Source organism: Micromonospora halotolerans (assembly GCF_032108445.1).
GTDB lineage: Bacteria > Actinomycetota > Actinomycetes > Mycobacteriales > Micromonosporaceae > Micromonospora > Micromonospora halotolerans.
Map to the genome: position 1 here is coordinate 2,289,307 of NZ_CP134876.1, position 16,705 is coordinate 2,306,011.

The following is a 16,705-nucleotide window of genomic DNA, read 5'->3' on the forward strand; positions in this document are numbered from 1 at the left end:
GCGGGCGGGGCCGGCGGCCCCGCCCGCGTCAGCGCAGCGCGGTGACCTGCTTCGGGTGCGCGGCTGTCCACTCACCGAGCCGGTCGCCGCGCAGCGCGTCGAGGAAGCCCGGGGCCAGCGCGGGGTCGAGCCGGAACCCGTACGGTTCCTTCTCGGGGTAACGGACCGGCAGGCCGACCGCGACCGGATCGACGGTGGCCGCCTTCCCGGCCACGGCGAGCAGCGTCAGCAGGGACGTCTCGCCGGTGTCGGTCACCAGGCCCGAGCCGGCCTGCGAGATCAGCCGGTTGAGCAGCACCGGGTTGGTCAGCACTCCCTGCTCACGGATCCGGGTGAGCAGTCCGGCCGCGTACCGGCCGGCGTTGCGGTCCCGGTCCAGTCCGCCGTCGGGCATCCCGTACCGCTGGCGAAGCACGTCCACCGCGGCGGCGCCGTCGAGCCGCTGGCACCCGGCCGGGTAGGTCCGGTGGGTGTGGTGGGAGCGGACCGTCGCCGGCAGGCAGATCGGCACGCCGCCGACGGCGTCGGTGAGCTCCCGGGTCGCCCCGTAGGTGAGCACCGCGCCGGCGTCGATCCGTACGCCGGTGAGCTGGGCGACCACCTGCCGGGTCGACCGGTATCCGGCGGCCAGGTCCGTTCCGGCCGGCCCGGCGCCGGCGGTGAAGGTCGCGTTGAGCTTGTCGGTCCCCCGGCCGGGGACGGGCACCAGCAGGTCGCGCGGGAGCGAGACCAGGTAGAGCCTGCTGCGGTCCGCCGGCACGTGCACCAGCAGCACGGAGTCGGCGCGCCGACCCCCGCCGGCCTGGTCCAGGCCGAGGAGCAGCACGTTCATCGCCCCGCTGGGCGCCGGCGTCGCCGGCGTCGCCGGCGCGCCGAGCAGGTGCGCGCTCTCCGGCGGTCCCGGCGCGACCGCGGTGAATCCGGCCAGGGCGGCGGCCACCACCGCCAGCGCCGTGCCGGCGAGCCGGAGGCGGAACCGGCGGCGCCGGCGGCGGACCACGGCGCGGTCGATGGCGATCCGGACCGGGCCGACCGCCGGGGTCAACTCCTCGCGCCGCGCGAAAGCGGCCCGCAGGTCGTCCTCGATCATCAGCAGACCTCCACGTACTCGGCTCGGAGGGTGGCCAGGGCCCGGGAGATGCAGGAGCGGACGGTGCCGACGGCGCAGCCGAGGATCTCCGCGATCTCCGCGTCGGGCAGGTCCTCGTAGTAGCGGAGCACCAGCGTGGCCCGCTGCCGCCGGGGCAGCCGGGACAGCCACGACCAGACCTGGTCGCGGTCCACCGCGGACTGCGCGTGGTCGCTCGGCGCCGGCACGGCCTCGTCCGGTTCGCCGCGCAGCAGCACCCGGCGCGCCCACGAGCCGCGCCGCCAGTCGATGAACTGGTTGGTCAGCATCCGGCGCACGTACCGCTCGGGCGCGTCGCTGCGGGCGACCCGGCGCCAGTTGAGCTGGACCCGGACCATGGTCTCCTGCACCAGATCCTGGGCCTGGTGCGGATCCCCGGTCAGCATGACCGCGTACCGCAGCAGGGCGCCCAGCCGCGCGTCGGCGAACTCCTCGTACGTCACTGCACCTCCCGGTGTCCCGCCCTAGTTGACGGGTACGGGCCGGCGGAACATTGCACCGCCGCTGATCGGCCGTTCGGTCAATATCTGCCGTCCGGCGCCACCTGGGACAGCGCGGGCACTTAAGAGTTCCTTAAGCTCCACGGGCTCCACCTGATCAACCCCCCCCACGGAGGAACCCCCACCATGTTCACCAACTCCACTCGGCGCTGGCTCGCCGGGTTGGGCGTCGCAGGCGCGTTCGTCGCCGCCTCCGCCACCCCGGCCGTCGCCGGCGGATCCCAGATCAAGCTGGGCCTCTACTTCAGCGACACCACGATCGCCACGAACTCCGACGGCAAGATCGGGGACACTAGGATCTTCAGCTCCGCCCCGACCGTGCTGCACGACGTCGCCATTCGCTACGACTTCTCCGACCTGGCCGGCAAGGTGACCGTCGGCGAGGAATCTGGCAGCTACTGCAGCACGCCGTCGGAGTACGTGCTGCTCTGCACCAACCCGTTCGACGTCGAGGTCTACGAGTGGGGCTCGACCGGCTTCTTCGACGTGCAGCTCAAGACCACCAGCAAGGCGAAGGACGGTGACGCCGGCACGCTGAAGGTCACCATGACCGCGGCCGGCCAGGACCCGATCTCGCACGACGCGAAGATCCGGGTCGGCGAGGGTGTCGACCTGTCCGCCGGTCCGGAGACCACGACGTCGGCCGCCCCCGGTAAGAGCTTCACCGCTCCGGCGACGGTCAGCAACGCGGGCGAGACCGCCGCCAAGGGTGCCGTCGCGATCTTCTTCAACGACTACGGCATGAACGCGGCCAAGCACTTCAGCAACTGCACGTACGTGGGCGACGAGCTGCGCACCTGCCAGTTCGACGAGGAGCTGGCTGCGGGCAGCACCTTCACCGCGTCGCTGCCGTACGCCCTCGGCGCGGACACCTACGCCCCGAGCAGCAAGTACGGCGAGATCATCTGGATGACCCCGGCCGAGTTCGAGGACTTCCAGAACGACGTGGACTTCAACGAGGAGACGATCGGCCAGCCGGGCGCCGACGGCGAGCTGGCCCTCACTCAGGTCCCCGGCAAGGCGACCGCCCAGGGCTTCCAGGCCGACCGGCAGCCGGACAACAACGGCACCATCGTCACGGTGAAGGCGACCGGCAAGAACGGCACCGACCTGGAGGCGCTCGGCACCTCGGTCAACGGCGCGGCCGGCGCCACGGTGAAGGCGACCTTCGGGCTGCGCAACAACGGCCCGGCGACCCTCGACTACAACCGGGCGGGCAGCTCGGTCACCTACCTGAACTTCGACGTGCCGCAGGGCACGACGGCGGTCGCGGTTCCGGAGAACTGCATCACCAGGAACGGCGACGAGTGGGGCGAGCCGGGTCAGCCGGGCCAGCGCCACTACTTCTGCTACTTCGCTACGGTGCTGAAGGCCGGCGACTCGGAGATGCTGGACTTCTCGCTCCGGGTCGACAAGGTGATCGCCAACGCGACCGGGCCGGTGAAGATCAATGTCACCTGCCAGTGCGATGGCGGCTTTACCCGTGACTTGAAGCCGGCCAACGACACCGCCAAGGTCGTGGTGAACGCCGCGCCGGGTGGCGACGGCGGCCAGGGTGGCGGTGGCGAGGGTGACGGCGGCACGCTGCCGATCACCGGTTCCTCCACCGCTCTGATCGCCGGCGTCGGCGCGCTGCTGCTCGCCGCCGGGGCGGCCGGCTACGTGGTGTCCCGCCGCCGCCGGACCCGCTTCGTCGCCTGACCGGAGCACCACCCGCAACCACGGTGCCCCGCCGACCCGGTCGGCGGGGCACCGGCATGTCCGGCCCCGGTACCCGGTCGACCCGCGGCGGTGACCAGTACGCCCGGTCCGGCGAGGCGCCGGACAGCCCCCGGGTACCCTTTGTGGCCGTGGACACAGCAGAGAAGACCCGGATGCTTTCCGAGAGCGTGGCCCTCAACCCGCTGGACCCGAAGGAACTCATCCACACCTTCGGGATGGTCGGCGTCTGGGCGATCCTCTTCGCCGAGACCGGCCTGCTGGTCGGCTTCTTCTTCCCGGGCGACTCGCTGCTCTTCCTGGCCGGGGTGGCCGCCTCGCCGGTGGCCGACGCGATCTTCGGCCACGGCACCCGGCTCTCGCTGGCCGGCCTGCTGATCGGCGGCCCGCTCTGCGCTATCGCCGGCGCCCAGCTCGGCCACTGGCTGGGCGGGCGCTACGGCAAGCGGATGTTCGACCGCCCCAACTCCCGTCTGTTCAAGCGGGAGTACGTGGAGAAGGCCGAGTACTACTTCCAGAAGTTCGGCCCGGCGAAGGCCGTGGTGCTGGCCCGGTTCATCCCGATCGTGCGGACCTTCCTCAACCCGGTGGCCGGCGTGCTGGGCATGCCCGCCCGGCAGTTCCTCCTGTGGAACGTGGTCGGGGCGATCCTCTGGGTGGACGGCATCCTGCTGATCGGCTACCTGCTGGCCCACCAGATCTACGACGCGATCGGCGACAAGATCGACCGGTACATCCTGCCGGTGGTCGCGCTCATCGTCCTGATCTCGGTGCTGCCGATCTTCTTCGAGTTCCTCCGCGACCGGCGGGCGCGCAAGCGCGGTGAGGCGGTCGCGGTGATCGCCGCGGCCAGCGCGGCGGGCGCCGTGGACGCGGTCCGGGACGCCATCGACGGCGACGACGACCAGCACCACCGGCGCGGCGGCCAGCACCGCCGCTGACCCCGGACACACCGAAGGCCGGCCCCCTCTCGGGGAGCCGGCCTTCGACTACGACCTGTCGACCTGCGGGTGGCACGGATGACGGCAGCCGTCACCGTTCGGTGGTGGCGCCACCCCTTGCACGCCACCCATCGCCGCCGCACTCAGTGCGAGCGGCCACCCCGGACTCCGACACGTCCGGATTCAGCGGGCCTTCTTGGTGGCCCGCTTCCGCGGCGGGGTGAGCAGATCCGCGATCGTGGCGATCGCGGTCGGCACCAGCCGGTAGTACGCCCAGACACCGCGCTTCTCCCGCTCCAGCAAGCCGGCCTCGGTGAGGATGCGCAGGTGGTGGCTGACCGTCGGCTGCGAGAGGCCGAGCGGCGCGGTGAGGTCACACACGCACGCCTCCCCCTCGGGAGCCGACTGGATCAGGCTGAGCAGCCGCAGCCGGGCGGGGTCCGCGAGGGCCTTGAGGACCCCCGCGAGCCGCTCGGCGTCGGCACGTTCGATCGGCTCGCCGGCAAGCGGCGAGATCTGAGGCATGGTCATTTCAGCCAACGCAGTTCCCACGTTTTCCATCCTTCCACCAGCAGCATCGATCCGCCTGCATATCAGCAGATCCGAATCGGCAAACTTTTACGCCACAAGGCCGAGGTCAGCCAACGTATAGGCCGCCCGATAAGGCAGTCCGGCGGCTCGCACCGCGTCGCCGGCGCCTCGATCAACAATAACCGCCACACCCACCACCTCGGCCCCGGCCTCGCGCAATGCCTCGACGGCGGTCAACACGCTGCCGCCCGTCGTCGAGGTGTCCTCGACCGCCAGGACCCGGCGGCCGGCCACGTCCGGCCCCTCGATCCGACGCTGGAGGCCGTGCGCCTTGCCCGCCTTGCGGACCACGAAGGCGTCCACCGGGCGGTCGGTCCCGGCGGCCGCGTGCAGCATCGCGGTGGCCACCGGGTCGGCACCGAGGGTCAGCCCGCCCACCGCGTCGTACGCCCAGTCGGCGGTGAGGTCGCACATCACCCGGCCGATCAACGGCGCCGCCCGGTGATGGAGCGTGACGCGACGCAGATCGACGTACCAGTCCGCCTCCCGACCCGACGAGAGCACCACCCGGCCGTGGACCACAGCCAGGTCAGTGATGAATTTACGCAGGTCGTCGTGGTCCCCCATGGCGATAGAGGGTACTTCGCAAGTCTGGGAGGCGAGCGTGGGGTCCACCCGGGTCAACCCTGCGGGCGACCGACGGGTGGCGATGGCCGACTACGCTGTGCGACCGTCCATCCGGGCCGGCGGGCGAGCATCCCGGCTACGGGACCTCGGTCGGGCCGGCCCGTGGTCAGCCGCCGGGACGGCCGACCCGCCCGCGGGTGTCCCGCGAGACACCGCGCAGCAGCCGCCGGGGCGCGTGCCGGAGCCCGGCCACGGCCAGCTTGTACTTCCAGCTCGGCACGCTCACCAGCTTGCCTTTGCGCAGGTCACGCAGGCCTTCGTCGACCACGTCCTCGGCCCGCAGCCACATCCACGCCGGCGTGCGCGACATGTCGATGCCGGCCCGCTCGTGGTAGCCGGTGCGGGTGTAGCCGGGGCAGAGCGCCATCACGCGTACGCCGAGCGGGGCGACCGACTGGCCGATCGATTCACTGAAATTCGTCACCCAGGCCTTGCTGGCCGAGTAGGTCGATCCCGGCATGGGGACACCGAACCCGGCGACGGAAGAGACATTTATCACTGCCCCGTGGCCGCGCTCGGTCATCGGACCGAGGGCCGCGTGGGTCAGCCGCAGCACGGCCAGCACGTTGAGCCGGACCAGTCGGGCCTCGTCGGCGACGGCCGACCGGACGAACGGGCTGCTGAGGCTGGTTCCCGCGTTGTTCACCAGAAGGTCCACCGGCGGCTCGGCGGTCAGCCGGCCCTCCACGACGGCGCAGCCGTCGTCGGTGGACAGATCCGCGGCGAGGGTCTCGACCCGGTGGCCGTGCCGGCCGGTCAGCTCGGCCGCCAGGCCGTCGAGCCGGCCCGCGTCCCGGGCCACCAGGACGAGGTCCCAGCCGTCGGCGGCGAGCCGGCGGGCGAACGCCTCGCCGATGCCCAGGCTGGCACCGGTGATCAGGGCCCGGCGCGGTGCGGGGGTTGGTGCGTCGGTCACGGGCGGTCCTCGGGGGATGGGGTCGGCCCGGGCGGGGCCGACGGCGGCGGGATCGGGGGCGTGCCGGGCGGGGGCGGCACCGGTCCGGCCGGCGGCCCCCAGGGCGAGGGGTGCCCGTAGGCCGGAGCGGGGGCACCGGGTCCCGAGGCGGGCGGACCGGCCGGCGGGAAGGGCGGCCGGCCGTACCCCGCCGGGACCGGACCGGCCGGCGGCGTCGGCCCGGCCGGCGGGCGCGGCGCGCGGCGGTGGAGGAAGGCCCCGGCCGACGGCAGGGTGAGCAGCGCGGCCACCACCAGGTAGCCGAGGATCTGCGCCACCGACAGCGCCGCGTTCACCGGGATCCACCAGCCCGGGTAGGCGTCGCCCACCAGGGCCAGCAGGTCGGCGGTGACCCGGTCGTCGGCACCGAGCCGCAGCGGCGCGGTCCGCTGCCCGACCAGCACCGCCAGGCCACAGCAGCCGCAGAACAGCCCCAGCCCGGCGACCACCCAGGTGGCCACCCGGGCGCCGGCGCGGCCGGCGAGCAGCCCGAGGGCCAGCCCGACGAGCAGCAGCGCGACCAGCACGCCGAGCACGGCGGAGAGCACCGTCGAGGCGCGCAGCAGCGACGCCACCCCGTCGATCTCGCCGGCGCCCGCGTCGGTCGCCCGAGCCGCCTCCCGGAAGCGGTCCACCGTGCCCGCCGTGACGAGCAGGTTGGTGACCGCGTACGCCACGGCGCCCACCGCCATCAGCAGCAGCAGCGCTGCCGCCGAGACCACCGCGCCCGGCCGGCGGGGCGGTGCCTCATGGGGGTACGACACGACGAATCCCTCCGGTAGGCGTCGGCTTGCAACCTACTCGGAGGGATCGTCGGCGTCGCTCTTATCCGGACGTCAACTTGACGTTGGTGGCTCGCCGGCCCGGCGCTCCCCGGACTCCGGCGGCGGACCGGCCTGGCCCGGCTGCCCGGGAGTCGGCTGGCCGGGGTAACCGGGGGTGGTCGGGTAGCCCGGGGCCTGCGGGTAGCCGGGCTCCGCCGGGTAGGCGGCACCCGGGACCGGGGGCTCCCAGCCCTGCTTCGGCTTGCGGAAGAACTCGTTGGCCCTGGGCAGCGCCAGCAGGATCAGCGCGACCAGCAGCGAGATCAGCCCGAGCACACCGAGCACCGTGTTCAGCGGCTGGTACCAGGACGGCAGGGCGTCGTTCAGGCTGCGCTGGATCTCGTCGGCGGAGGGCGCGTCGCCGCCCCCGGTGTTGCCACCGACGGCGCCCGTGGCGCCGCTGATCAGGCTGCCACCGAGGCAGCAGATGAGGATGCCGCCCAGCACCCAGGTGGTGATCCGGGTGCCGTTCCTGCCCCGGTTGTTGAACAGGCCCAGGACGACCAGGGCCAGCGCGAGGACGAGCAGCAGGACGGCGGTCCCGATGGTGAACGCGACCACGAACGTGCCGACGTCCTGGGCACCCGTCGTCGTGCCCTCGAACGCCCGCTCGAAGCCCTCCTTCAGCTTGCTGCTGACGGCGACGGTCGCGATCAGACCGATCAACTGGGTGAGCGCGAAGAGCAGCAGCAGATAGAAGGATGCCGCCACCACGCCCGGACGCGCGCGGCCCGGCGCCGGGGAGGAATCGGTCATTGACTCTCTCCTTCTCTAGATCAGGCCCACACAGTATCGGCCCCGACCCATCGATGCCGCGCGCCGAAGGTCAGCTCGTGGGCCGCTCCCCGGCCTCCCGCTGCAGCCGTCGGTACTCGGCGGTCACCACCGCGAGCAGGAAGAGGTCCACGCCGAGCGCGAAGACCGCGCCGAACTGGTTGACCGTGAAGCTGAAGATCTGCCCGAACAGCAGGTCCACGAGGAGCGCGAGCTTGAACAGCCGGAAGGCCCGGGTCTGGTCGCTGGGCAGCAGCAGGGCGCCACGGATGCTCAGCAGCGCGGTGATCAGCGCGGAGACGGAGACCCCGAGCAGCGCACCCCATTCCCGCTGGTCGGGCAGATGGCCGGTGATGGCGTCGAGCAGGACCCGCAGCACGACGACGAACGGCTCGCCGACCACGTAGAGCACCACCAGGGACACCACCCACCGGTGCGTGGTGATCCAGACCAGGGCCCGGCGGGCCAGGCCGACCCAGCGGTGCCAGAACCGGGGCGCGGGAGTCTCCCGTCGGGGCACCACATCCAGCAGCCGGGTGACCGCCTCCTCGACCTCCGGGCCGCACCCCTGGACCATCCGCAGCACGGTCGCCCGGCGCCGTGCCGTGAGGCCGGTGGTGAGACCACCGACGACGGTGAACAGCGCGTTCGCCGTGCGCTCCGGCCCGGAGAGCCGGGTCCGGCCGCGTAGCGCCTGGGTGAGCACGACCAGCAGGGCGAAGGCGACGTAGATGATGCTGGCGGCCGGGGCGTAGAAGTAGTCCGTTCCGGCGGTGACGAACTTGCCGACCTCGTCGATGAACAGCCCGAAGCCCATCCCGCCCAGGATCGCGCCCAGGACGCGCGCCACGCTGCCGAGGAAGATCAGCCCCACCGCGAGGCCCGCGGTCATCAGCAGGCCGCCCCAGAGCACGTGCGCGATGTGCAGCCCGCCGCCGCCGAGCTGCGGAAACCCGGTCGCGCGCAGGTACGCCCGGGTGAGCAGCACGGTCACCACCCCGGACAGCACGAACGCCTGGAGGTACGACGGCGCCTCCAGTGCCCGGGGCGGCCTCGACCAACGGGCGGGACGGGCGGGCATGGCTACGACGCTAGTAGCCGCGCCACTCCACGCGGGCGTACTCCAGCACCCTGGGCTGCAGCAACGTCGAGGCGGGCACGTCCACCCGGGCCCGGTCGGCGGGGAAGGTGGCCGCCGCGGCGAGCACCGGCGGGGTGAGGAAGCGCAGCGGCGGCGCGTCGGCGGGCAGCCCCAGCTCGGGTGGCGTGCCGCCCGGCGCGGCGAGCACGAAGCCCCAGTCGCCGAAGCTCGGCACGTCCACGTGGTACGGCACGGTGGCGAAACCCGCCTCCCGGATCGACCGCTCGATCGACCAGTACGACCGGGGCGCGAAGTAGGGCGAGCCGGACTGCACCACGAGCCGCCCGCCGGGAGCCAACGCCGGCCGGATCAGCGCGTAGAACTCGACCGTGTAGAGCTTGGCGGTGGCCGTCTCGTCCGGGTCGGGCAGGTCGGCGACGACGACGTCGAAGCGTTCCGTGGCGGTCCGCAGCCAGCCGAACGCGTCGACGTTGAGCACCCGGACCCGGGGGTCGGCGAGCGACTGGTGGTTGAGGTTCCGCAGCTGCGGCTCGGTACGGGCCAGCCGCACCACGGCCGGGTCGAGGTCGACCAGGGTCACCTGCCGCACGTCCGGGTACTTGAGGATCTCCCGCAACGCCAGCCCGTCGCCGGCGCCCAGCACCAGCACGTCGCCGTGCGGCCCGCGCATCGCCGGGTGGACCAGCGACTCGTGGTAGCGGTACTCGTCGACCGAGCTGAACTGGAGGTCGCCGTTGAGGAACAGCCGCAGGTCGGTGTCGGCATGGCCGACCTCGCGCACCGACCGGGTCAGCACGATCTCCTGGTAGCGGCTGCGCTCGGCGTGCACCACCGGGTCGCGGTAGAGCTGCTGCCGTGCGGTCACCTCGAAGTCGTGGGCGGTGACCCAGGCGTACCCCAGGCAGAGCGCGACCACGACGGCGCCGGCGCCGAGCGCGACCCGGGACCGGCGGCCGAGGTCGGTGCGGAAGACCGTGCAGACCAGGGCGAGGCCGGCCACGGCGTTCACCGCGCCCACCACGAGGGCGCCCTTGAGCTGGCCGAAGACGGGCATCAGCAGGAACGGGAAGGCCAGCCCGCCGAGCAGCGCGCCGACGTAGTCGGCGGCGAAGAGGTCGGCCACCGCGCTGCCGGCGGACTGCTCCCGGATGCGTTGCAGCAGCACCATGAGCAGCGGGATCTCGGCGCCGATCAGCAGGCCCAGCACGAACGCCGTGCCGACCAGCGCCGGCCCGTAGAGGTCGAGCCAGGCGAACGCGGCGTAGAGGCCGAGCACGGAGAGACCGCCGAGCAGGGCCAGGGCCAGCTCGATCGCGGCGAACGCGGCCGCCGCCCGGGGCTGGAACGGCTTCGCGACCAGCGCGCCGACGCCCATCGCGAAGACCATCACGCCGAGCACGATCGACGCCTGGCCGACCGTGTCGCCGATCAGGTAGCTGCCGAGCGCGACCAGGGCCAGCTCGTACACGAGGCCGCAGGCCGCGCAGACGAAGACCGCGAGCAGGACCGCCGCGCGGGCCGGGCGCCACCGCGGCCGTGCCGGCGCGTCGGTGGTCATGCCTTCTCCCGGGTACGCCCGGCGGCGCCCGCCCCGGCGCGCTGCGCGGGCACGGCCACCCGGAGCTTGCGGCGCTGCACCACGCCCACGGTGACGAAGAGCGCGGCGAGCAGGAGCAGCCCGACGGTGGCGAGCAGCCAGCCCCACCGGTCCCGCAGGTAGTCGCTGCCGGCGTCGGGCAGCGGGGACGGGCTGGCCGCCGCCGGTGCCGGGGAGTCGGCGGGCTCGGCCAGCCCGGCCTCGACGGCGAGCAGCGGCAGCATGACCGCGGCCCGGGTGACCGCCCAACCCGGGTCGTCGACGAAGACGTCCTCGGTGAGCCCGAGCCGCTCCAGCCCGCTCTCCATCTGCCACAGGTCGGCGGAGTCGAGGTCCGGGGAACCGGTCACCGCGATCCGCGCGAAGTCGTTGCTCTCACTGCTCTCCGAGACGTAGCCGATGGTGGCCGTCACCTGCACCCAGCGCGGGCAGGCCGGGTTCTCCTCGACCGCGACCCCGTCGCCCAGGTTGGAGCCGACGTTGCGCGGGGCGGCGCCGTAGTCGTAGTAGTCCACCAGCTCCCAGCCGTAGCAGAGGCCCTGCTCGGCGCTGCTGCGCTGGAGGATCGCCACGCTGTCGGCGCGCTCGTCGGCGGCCGGCGCCGGCACCGTGGTGTCCCCGCCGCTGTGGAGCACCCCCACCACCACGCAGCCGGCGACGACCAGGGCAACAGCCAGCCAGGCGACCCAGGCGGTCTTCCTCCTCGCCGCCCGCTTGCCGGGTGTCATCAGCTGATGGCGGCGGCGATGATCGCGCCGGTCGCCAGGTGCACGACTGCGGAGACCCAGACCGCGGGGTGCGGCTCCGGGTCGACCAGGATCTCGCCGAGCTTGCCCGGGGTGGCCATGTCCAGCAGCAGGAACGACGCGGCCATGATGACCAGCCCGAGGATGCCGTACGCGGCCGCGCCCACCAGGCCGAGCGCGAAGTCGTCCGCGCTGGCGGCGATCGCGGCCACCACGATGATGCCCACGCCCGCCAGGTTCGAGGCGAGCAGCAGCGCGGCGTTGCGGTTGCGCTCGGCCCAGATCAGCTCGTGCAGCTTGCCCGGAGTGGCGACGTCGACCAGCACGTAGCCGACGGCCATCAGGGCGACGCCGACCACGCCGTAGGCCAGCGTGACGAGCAGATCGGTGAGGAGGGTCTGCACAGGGGACTCCAGGATTCGTCGGGTCAGGTCACTTGCCGGAGCCGGGTCCGCCGCCGCGGACCGTGCTGCCCCGCCCCCAGCCCCAGTGGCTGCCCACCCGGGAGTGGTAGCGGGGGTACGCGGTGGTCATCCGCTCCAGCAGGATCACCGAACCGGCGGCGAGCGGCAGGATCACCACCGAGTCGTCGTCGTAGCGCAGGTAGACCCCGCTGCCGTCGACGTACTGGTCGGCCGGCTGCCAGGCGTCGGTGATCTCCTTCGACACCTGGCTGGGCGTCCGGTCCGACGTGTACGCGATCGCGTCGGAGCCGAGGTCCCGGCTGGTCGCCCGGGTGTAGCGGTCCTGCACGTAGCCGCGGGGCGAGAAGTTGCCGTAGAAGATCGCGAAGGCGGCGACCACGGCGCCGATGACGGCGAACGCCACCCCCACCACGAACCACCGTCGGTACGTCACAGCTTCACCACCGTCTCGGTCAGGACCAGCTCGTTGGTCTGCGGATACGCGTGCCAGGTGCGCCAGGCCACCGAGCCGGCCGGCGGCTCGGGGCGGACGGCGAGCGCGGTGACCGCGTCCTCGTCGCCGGGAAAGACACCGACCAGCGCGTACGGGTCGTCGGCCAGGTCGGCGCGGAGCGCGGCGACCCGGGTGCGCAGGCCGTCGCCCGCCGGCCGGAGCACCGTGGCGGCGAACCGGTAGCCGGTGGTCTCGTCGTGCAGGGCGTCCGGCAGGTGCGGGGGGCGGCCGGGCAGGCAGGCGACCGTCTCGGTGAGGTCGCCGCAGACCACCTGGTGCGAGGCGCCGAGCAGGCGCAGGCGCAGCCGCAGCCCGCCGGGCAGGGTCAGCTCGCGCACGTGCAGGGCGGGGTGCTCGGGGCCGCCGAGGGCGAGGCTCAGGTCGGCCGCGCGGGTGTCGACGTACGGGGCGTGCAGGGCGACGAGCACGCTCAGTCCACCTTCTCCGGCCCACCCTGCGGGTAGATCATCACCTCGGCGCGGTGCACCTGCTCGCCGAGGTTCACCTCCCAGCCGGCCTCCCCGTACGCCTCGAACGAGAGCCGGGCCCCGCCGGGCGCCTGGTAGTCGTGGTAGCGCATGGTGCCGCGCGGGTCGAGGCCGGTGCCCTCGGTGGCGGTGAACTTCGCCTGGCCGGACTCGTCCCAGTTGTAGCGACGGCCGGCGATCTCCAGCGTCGGCGCGCCCGGGGTGACGGTTGCCGACGGCTCGCTGGTCCAGAGCACCAGCTCCAGATCCGGCTCCGATTCGACGGACAGCCAGCGCTTCACCCCGCCGGCGTCGTCGAGCAGGTGCTCCGCCCAGCTCCAGCCGCCCTCGACCAGGTGCACCGAGCCGCGCACGGTGTAGGGCACCTGGCGGATCTCCACGATGTCGCCGGGCTTGAGCGCACGCGGGTCGCCGCGCAGCGCGTCGGCGTCCCGGTCCCGGAACGGGTCACCGGGGGCGGCCTTCGGGCGTGGCGCGGACCGGGCCCTGCGCAGGGCGATCACGGCGATCACCACGCCGGCCACTCCGACCAGGCACCCCAACGTGGTCACCACGTACGCCAGCGAACCGTTCACGGCCGTCTCCCCCCAAGGTGCATCGGCGGAGACGGTAACAACCCCACGCACGCGTGCCGAAGTGCCGTTCGTTGAGTGACCGGTCAGCTACGGTCAGGCGCCGGTGAGGCGTTCGGCGGCGTACTCGCGCAGGGTGGCGCGGCCCATGAGGCACCCGCTGAAGGTGGTGAACTCGCCGTCGTCGGCGCGCAGCCGTTCCCAGGCGGCCCGGCCGGCCGCCGGGTCGACCGTGTCCAGCAGCGTGGCCGCGTACGCCTTTCCGGCCGGCGACCCGTGCTTCAGCAGCCGGTCGACCTTCTTCCGGGCCGCCTCGGGGTGCTCCCGCAGGGCCCGTTCCACGTGCCGGTACGCGTCGGTCGCCGGCAGCATCTGACCGGCGATGCCCACCCCGCCGAAGGCGAGGGTGTCCGCCCGCCGAAGCTCCTCGACGGCCGCGTCCAGCTCCCGGTCCTTCTCCCCGATCCCCACCATGCCCCCACTATTTCCCCGGCCGGCCACCATCGACCCTGTTGATCAAGAAGTTTGCGTCGGCCGAGGCGACTCGGCCGACGCAAACTTCTTGATCAACCCCGCCCCGTCGAGGTGGGGCGGGTGGGTCAGGCGGCCGTTACCGTCAGGCTGTCCTTCGTGTCGGACAGGTCGACCGTCACCGTGTCGCCGTCGCGGATCTGGCCGGCCAGCAGGGCCTTCGCGAGCTGGTCGCCGATCGCCGACTGCACCAGGCGGCGCAGCGGGCGGGCACCGTAGATCGGGTCGTACCCGTGCTCGGCCAGCCAGGTGCGGGCGGCGTCGCTGACGTCCAGCGCCAACCGGCGGTCCGCCAGACGGGCCCGCATCCGATCGAGCTGGATGTCGACGATCGCCCGCAGGTCCCCGCCCTGGAGGGCGGCGAACACCACGATGTCGTCGAGGCGGTTGAGGAACTCCGGCTTGAAGTGCGACCGGACCACCGCGAGGACGCCCTCCCGGCGCTGCTCCTCGGCCAGCGTCAGGTCGCTGATCACCGACGACCCCAGGTTCGAGGTGAGGATCAGGATCGCGTTCCGGAAGTCGACCGTGCGGCCCTGGCCGTCGGTGAGCCGGCCGTCGTCGAGCACCTGGAGGAGCACGTCGAAGACGTCCGGGTGGGCCTTCTCCACCTCGTCCAGCAGGATCACCGAGTACGGCCGGCGGCGCACCGCCTCGGTGAGCTGGCCGCCCTCCTCGTAGCCGACGTAGCCGGGCGGGGCGCCGACCAGGCGGGCCACGGAGTGCTTCTCGCCGTACTCGCTCATGTCGATGCGGACCATGGCCCGCTCGTCGTCGAAGAGGAACTCGGCGAGCGCCTTGGCCAGCTCGGTCTTGCCCACACCGGTCGGGCCGAGGAAGAGGAAGCTGCCCGTCGGGCGGTCCGGGTCGGCGACGCCGGCCCGGGCGCGGCGGACCGCGTCGGACACCGAGGTGACCGCCTCGGCCTGGCCGACGACCCGGGAGCCCAGCGTCTCCTCCATCCGGAGCAGCTTGGCGGTCTCGCCCTCTAGGAGCCGGCCGGCCGGGATGCCGGTCCAGGAGGCGACCACGGCGGCGATGTCGTCCGCGCCGACCTCCTCCTTGAGCATCGCGCCGTCGGCCTGGAGCCGGGCCAGCTCCTCCTCGGCCTGCTTCAGCTCGACCTGGAGGGCGGGGATCCGGCCGTAGCGCAGCTCGGCGGCGCGCTCCAGCTCGCCGTCGCGCTCGGCCCGCTCGGCCTCGCCGCCGAGCCGCTCCAGCTCCTCCTTGGCCGTGGAGAGCTTGGTGATGTGGCTCTTCTCCAGCTGCCAGCGCTCGGACAGCGCGGTGAGCTGCTCACGCTTGTCGGCCAGCTCCTTGCGCAGCCGGGCGAGCCGCTCGGCGGAGGCGGCGTCCGGCTCCTTGGCCAGCGCCATCTCCTCGATCTCCAGCCGGCGCACCGCCCGCTCGATCTCGTCCACCTCGACGGGCCGGGAGTCGATCTCCATGCGGAGCCGCGAGGCGGACTCGTCGACCAGGTCGATCGCCTTGTCCGGCAGGAACCGGTCGGTGATGTAGCGGTCGGAGAGGGCGGCGGCGGCCACCAGCGCGGCGTCGGTGATCCGCACGCCGTGGTGCACCTCGTAGCGCTCCTTCAGACCGCGCAGGATGCCGATGGTGTCCTCGATGGTCGGCTCGCCGACCAGCACCGGCTGGAAGCGGCGCTCCAGCGCCGGGTCCTTCTCGATGTGCTCGCGGTACTCGTCCAGCGTCGTGGCGCCGACCATCCGCAGCTCGCCGCGGGCCAGCATCGGCTTGAGCATGTTGCCGGCGTCCATCGAGCCCTCGCCCTTGCCCGCGCCGACCACGGTGTGCAGCTCGTCGAGGAACGTGATGACCTGGCCGTCGGAGTTCTTGATCTCCTCCAGCACCGACTTCAGCCGCTCCTCGAACTGGCCGCGGTACTGCGCGCCGGCCACCATGGCGCCGAGGTCGAGCGAGACCAGCTTCTTGTCCCGCAGCGATTCCGGCACGTCACCGGCGACGATCCGCTGGGCCAGGCCCTCGACGATGGCGGTCTTGCCGACGCCCGGCTCGCCGATCAGCACCGGGTTGTTCTTGGTACGCCGGGACAGCACCTGGATCACCCGGCGGATCTCCGAGTCGCGGCCGATGACCGGGTCGATCTTCCCCTCGCGCGCGCTCGCGGTCAGGTCGACGCCGTACTTCGCGAGGGCCTGGTAGGTCTGCTCCGGGTCGGCCGTGGTGACCCGCCGGTCCCCGCCGCGCACGGTCGGGAAGGCGGCGACCAGGTTCTCCTCGGTGGCGCCGGAGTTCTTCAGCGCGACGGAGACCGCGCCACCCACCCGGGCCAGCCCGGCCAGCAGGTGCTCGGTGGAGGTGTACTCGTCGCCCAGCGGCCGGGCGATCTGCTCGGCGGCGCCGATGGCGTTGACGAACTCCCGGGCCAGGGTGGGCTCGGCGATGCTGGAGCCGCGCGCCGCGGGCAGGGCGTCGACCGAACGCTGGGCGACCCGGCGCAGCTCGCCGGGGTCGGCCCCGACGGCGCGCAGCAGGCCGGCGGCGGTCGAGCCCTCGGTGTCGAGCAGCGACAGCAGCAGGTGCCAGGGCTCCACGGTGGCGTGACCGCGCTGGTTCGCCAGCGCGACGGCACCGGTGATGGTCTCGCGGCTCTTGGTGGTGAGTCGTTCCGTGTTCATGGGCTCCCCCGGATCGGCGTGTCCACTGGGA

Annotated in this window: 18 protein-coding genes; 2 read left to right on the forward strand and 16 right to left on the reverse strand. The window is 72.9% G+C overall.

Annotated features, from left to right (window positions below; genetic code table 11):
- Nucleotides 1-28 precede the first annotated feature (28 nt).
- Nucleotides 29-1,090 carry an LCP family protein gene (locus tag RMN56_RS10785; protein WP_313723680.1) on the reverse strand — a complete coding sequence of 354 codons (1,062 nt, stop codon included), beginning with the start codon at nucleotides 1,088-1,090 and terminating at the stop codon, nucleotides 29-31.
- Nucleotides 1,090-1,572 carry a SigE family RNA polymerase sigma factor gene (locus RMN56_RS10790; protein ID WP_313723681.1) on the reverse strand — a complete coding sequence of 161 codons (483 nt, stop codon included), beginning with the start codon at nucleotides 1,570-1,572 and terminating at the stop codon, nucleotides 1,090-1,092. Before RMN56_RS10790 ends, RMN56_RS10785 begins: the two co-directional genes overlap by 1 nt.
- Nucleotides 1,573-1,755: 183 nt before the next feature.
- On the opposite strand from RMN56_RS10790, the gene RMN56_RS10795 reads away from it, so the two are divergent.
- Both RMN56_RS10795 and RMN56_RS10800 read left to right on the forward strand, forming a co-directional pair.
- A complete protein-coding gene (locus RMN56_RS10795; RefSeq protein WP_313723682.1) occupies nucleotides 1,756-3,330 on the forward strand; it encodes an LPXTG cell wall anchor domain-containing protein in 1,575 nt (524 codons plus the stop codon).
- Between the two features lie 173 nt (nucleotides 3,331-3,503).
- Nucleotides 3,504-4,289: a DedA family protein gene (locus tag RMN56_RS10800; protein WP_313724706.1), complete on the forward strand. Its 786-nt coding sequence runs from the start codon at nucleotides 3,504-3,506 to the stop codon at nucleotides 4,287-4,289.
- A gap of 183 nt (nucleotides 4,290-4,472) precedes the next feature.
- Here RMN56_RS10800 and RMN56_RS10805 read toward each other — a convergent pair whose 3' ends face one another.
- From RMN56_RS10805 to clpB, 14 genes are all read right to left on the reverse strand, one after another.
- Nucleotides 4,473-4,850, reverse strand: coding sequence for an ArsR/SmtB family transcription factor (locus RMN56_RS10805; protein WP_076468717.1), 378 nt, complete (start codon nucleotides 4,848-4,850; stop codon nucleotides 4,473-4,475).
- A 57-nt stretch (nucleotides 4,851-4,907) separates the two neighbouring features.
- Nucleotides 4,908-5,447 (reverse strand): orotate phosphoribosyltransferase, encoded by a 540-nt coding sequence (gene pyrE, locus RMN56_RS10810; RefSeq protein ID WP_313723683.1) that lies wholly within the window; start codon nucleotides 5,445-5,447, stop codon nucleotides 4,908-4,910.
- 166 nt (nucleotides 5,448-5,613) lie between these two features.
- Complete coding sequence (locus RMN56_RS10815; protein ID WP_313723684.1) at nucleotides 5,614-6,423, reverse strand: SDR family NAD(P)-dependent oxidoreductase; 810 nt, start codon at nucleotides 6,421-6,423, stop codon at nucleotides 5,614-5,616.
- Entirely contained in the window at nucleotides 6,420-7,226 is an 807-nt protein-coding gene (locus RMN56_RS10820) for a hypothetical protein (RefSeq protein ID WP_313723685.1), read from the reverse strand. Before RMN56_RS10820 ends, RMN56_RS10815 begins: the two co-directional genes overlap by 4 nt.
- Before the next feature lie 72 nt (nucleotides 7,227-7,298).
- Complete coding sequence (locus RMN56_RS10825; RefSeq protein ID WP_313723686.1) at nucleotides 7,299-8,042, reverse strand: hypothetical protein; 744 nt, start codon at nucleotides 8,040-8,042, stop codon at nucleotides 7,299-7,301.
- A gap of 70 nt (nucleotides 8,043-8,112) precedes the next feature.
- Complete coding sequence (locus RMN56_RS10830) at nucleotides 8,113-9,141, reverse strand: hypothetical protein (protein ID WP_313723687.1); 1,029 nt, start codon at nucleotides 9,139-9,141, stop codon at nucleotides 8,113-8,115.
- Between the two features lie 10 nt (nucleotides 9,142-9,151).
- Entirely contained in the window at nucleotides 9,152-10,720 is a 1,569-nt protein-coding gene (locus RMN56_RS10835; RefSeq protein WP_313723688.1) for a polyamine aminopropyltransferase, read from the reverse strand.
- Entirely contained in the window at nucleotides 10,717-11,487 is a 771-nt protein-coding gene (locus RMN56_RS10840) for a hypothetical protein (RefSeq protein ID WP_313723689.1), read from the reverse strand. The genes RMN56_RS10835 and RMN56_RS10840 overlap by 4 nt, the downstream gene beginning before the upstream one ends.
- Nucleotides 11,487-11,909, reverse strand: coding sequence for a DUF350 domain-containing protein (locus RMN56_RS10845; RefSeq protein ID WP_313723690.1), 423 nt, complete (start codon nucleotides 11,907-11,909; stop codon nucleotides 11,487-11,489). The genes RMN56_RS10840 and RMN56_RS10845 overlap by 1 nt, the downstream gene beginning before the upstream one ends.
- A 28-nt stretch (nucleotides 11,910-11,937) precedes the next feature.
- Nucleotides 11,938-12,363: a DUF4247 domain-containing protein gene (locus tag RMN56_RS10850; protein ID WP_313723691.1), complete on the reverse strand. Its 426-nt coding sequence runs from the start codon at nucleotides 12,361-12,363 to the stop codon at nucleotides 11,938-11,940.
- Complete coding sequence (locus tag RMN56_RS10855) at nucleotides 12,360-12,851, reverse strand: DUF2617 family protein (protein ID WP_313723692.1); 492 nt, start codon at nucleotides 12,849-12,851, stop codon at nucleotides 12,360-12,362. Before RMN56_RS10855 ends, RMN56_RS10850 begins: the two co-directional genes overlap by 4 nt.
- Nucleotides 12,852-12,853: 2 nt before the next feature.
- Nucleotides 12,854-13,486: a DUF4178 domain-containing protein gene (locus RMN56_RS10860; protein ID WP_313723693.1), complete on the reverse strand. Its 633-nt coding sequence runs from the start codon at nucleotides 13,484-13,486 to the stop codon at nucleotides 12,854-12,856.
- Nucleotides 13,487-13,579: 93 nt separating this feature from the next.
- Nucleotides 13,580-13,957, reverse strand: a complete 378-nt coding sequence (locus tag RMN56_RS10865) for a hypothetical protein (protein WP_313723694.1) — start codon at nucleotides 13,955-13,957, stop codon at nucleotides 13,580-13,582.
- A 125-nt stretch (nucleotides 13,958-14,082) separates the two neighbouring features.
- The gene (gene clpB / locus RMN56_RS10870; protein ID WP_313723695.1) at nucleotides 14,083-16,674 is read right to left on the reverse strand and encodes an ATP-dependent chaperone ClpB; all 2,592 of its coding nucleotides are present in this window, start codon (nucleotides 16,672-16,674) and stop codon (nucleotides 14,083-14,085) included.
- Nucleotides 16,675-16,705: the final 31 nt, after the last annotated feature.

Bases quoted from the DNA above. Each gene is read 5' to 3' on its own strand.
- RMN56_RS10785 (WP_313723680.1), bottom strand. From the start codon at position 1,090: ATGATCGAGGACGACCTGCGGGCCGCTTTCGCGCGGCGCGAGGAGTTG.
- RMN56_RS10795 (WP_313723682.1), top strand. From the start codon at position 1,756: ATGTTCACCAACTCCACTCGGCGCTGGCTCGCCGGGTTGGGCGTCGCA.
- RMN56_RS10800 (WP_313724706.1), top strand. From the start codon at position 3,504: ATGCTTTCCGAGAGCGTGGCCCTCAACCCGCTGGACCCGAAGGAACTC.
- RMN56_RS10805 (WP_076468717.1), bottom strand. From the start codon at position 4,850: ATGGAAAACGTGGGAACTGCGTTGGCTGAAATGACCATGCCTCAGATC.
- pyrE (WP_313723683.1), bottom strand. From the start codon at position 5,447: ATGGGGGACCACGACGACCTGCGTAAATTCATCACTGACCTGGCTGTG.
- RMN56_RS10825 (WP_313723686.1), bottom strand. From the start codon at position 8,042: ATGACCGATTCCTCCCCGGCGCCGGGCCGCGCGCGTCCGGGCGTGGTG.
- RMN56_RS10830 (WP_313723687.1), bottom strand. From the start codon at position 9,141: ATGCCCGCCCGTCCCGCCCGTTGGTCGAGGCCGCCCCGGGCACTGGAG.
- RMN56_RS10835 (WP_313723688.1), bottom strand. From the start codon at position 10,720: ATGACCACCGACGCGCCGGCACGGCCGCGGTGGCGCCCGGCCCGCGCG.
- RMN56_RS10840 (WP_313723689.1), bottom strand. From the start codon at position 11,487: ATGACACCCGGCAAGCGGGCGGCGAGGAGGAAGACCGCCTGGGTCGCC.
- RMN56_RS10865 (WP_313723694.1), bottom strand. From the start codon at position 13,957: ATGGTGGGGATCGGGGAGAAGGACCGGGAGCTGGACGCGGCCGTCGAG.
- clpB (WP_313723695.1), bottom strand. From the start codon at position 16,674: ATGAACACGGAACGACTCACCACCAAGAGCCGCGAGACCATCACCGGT.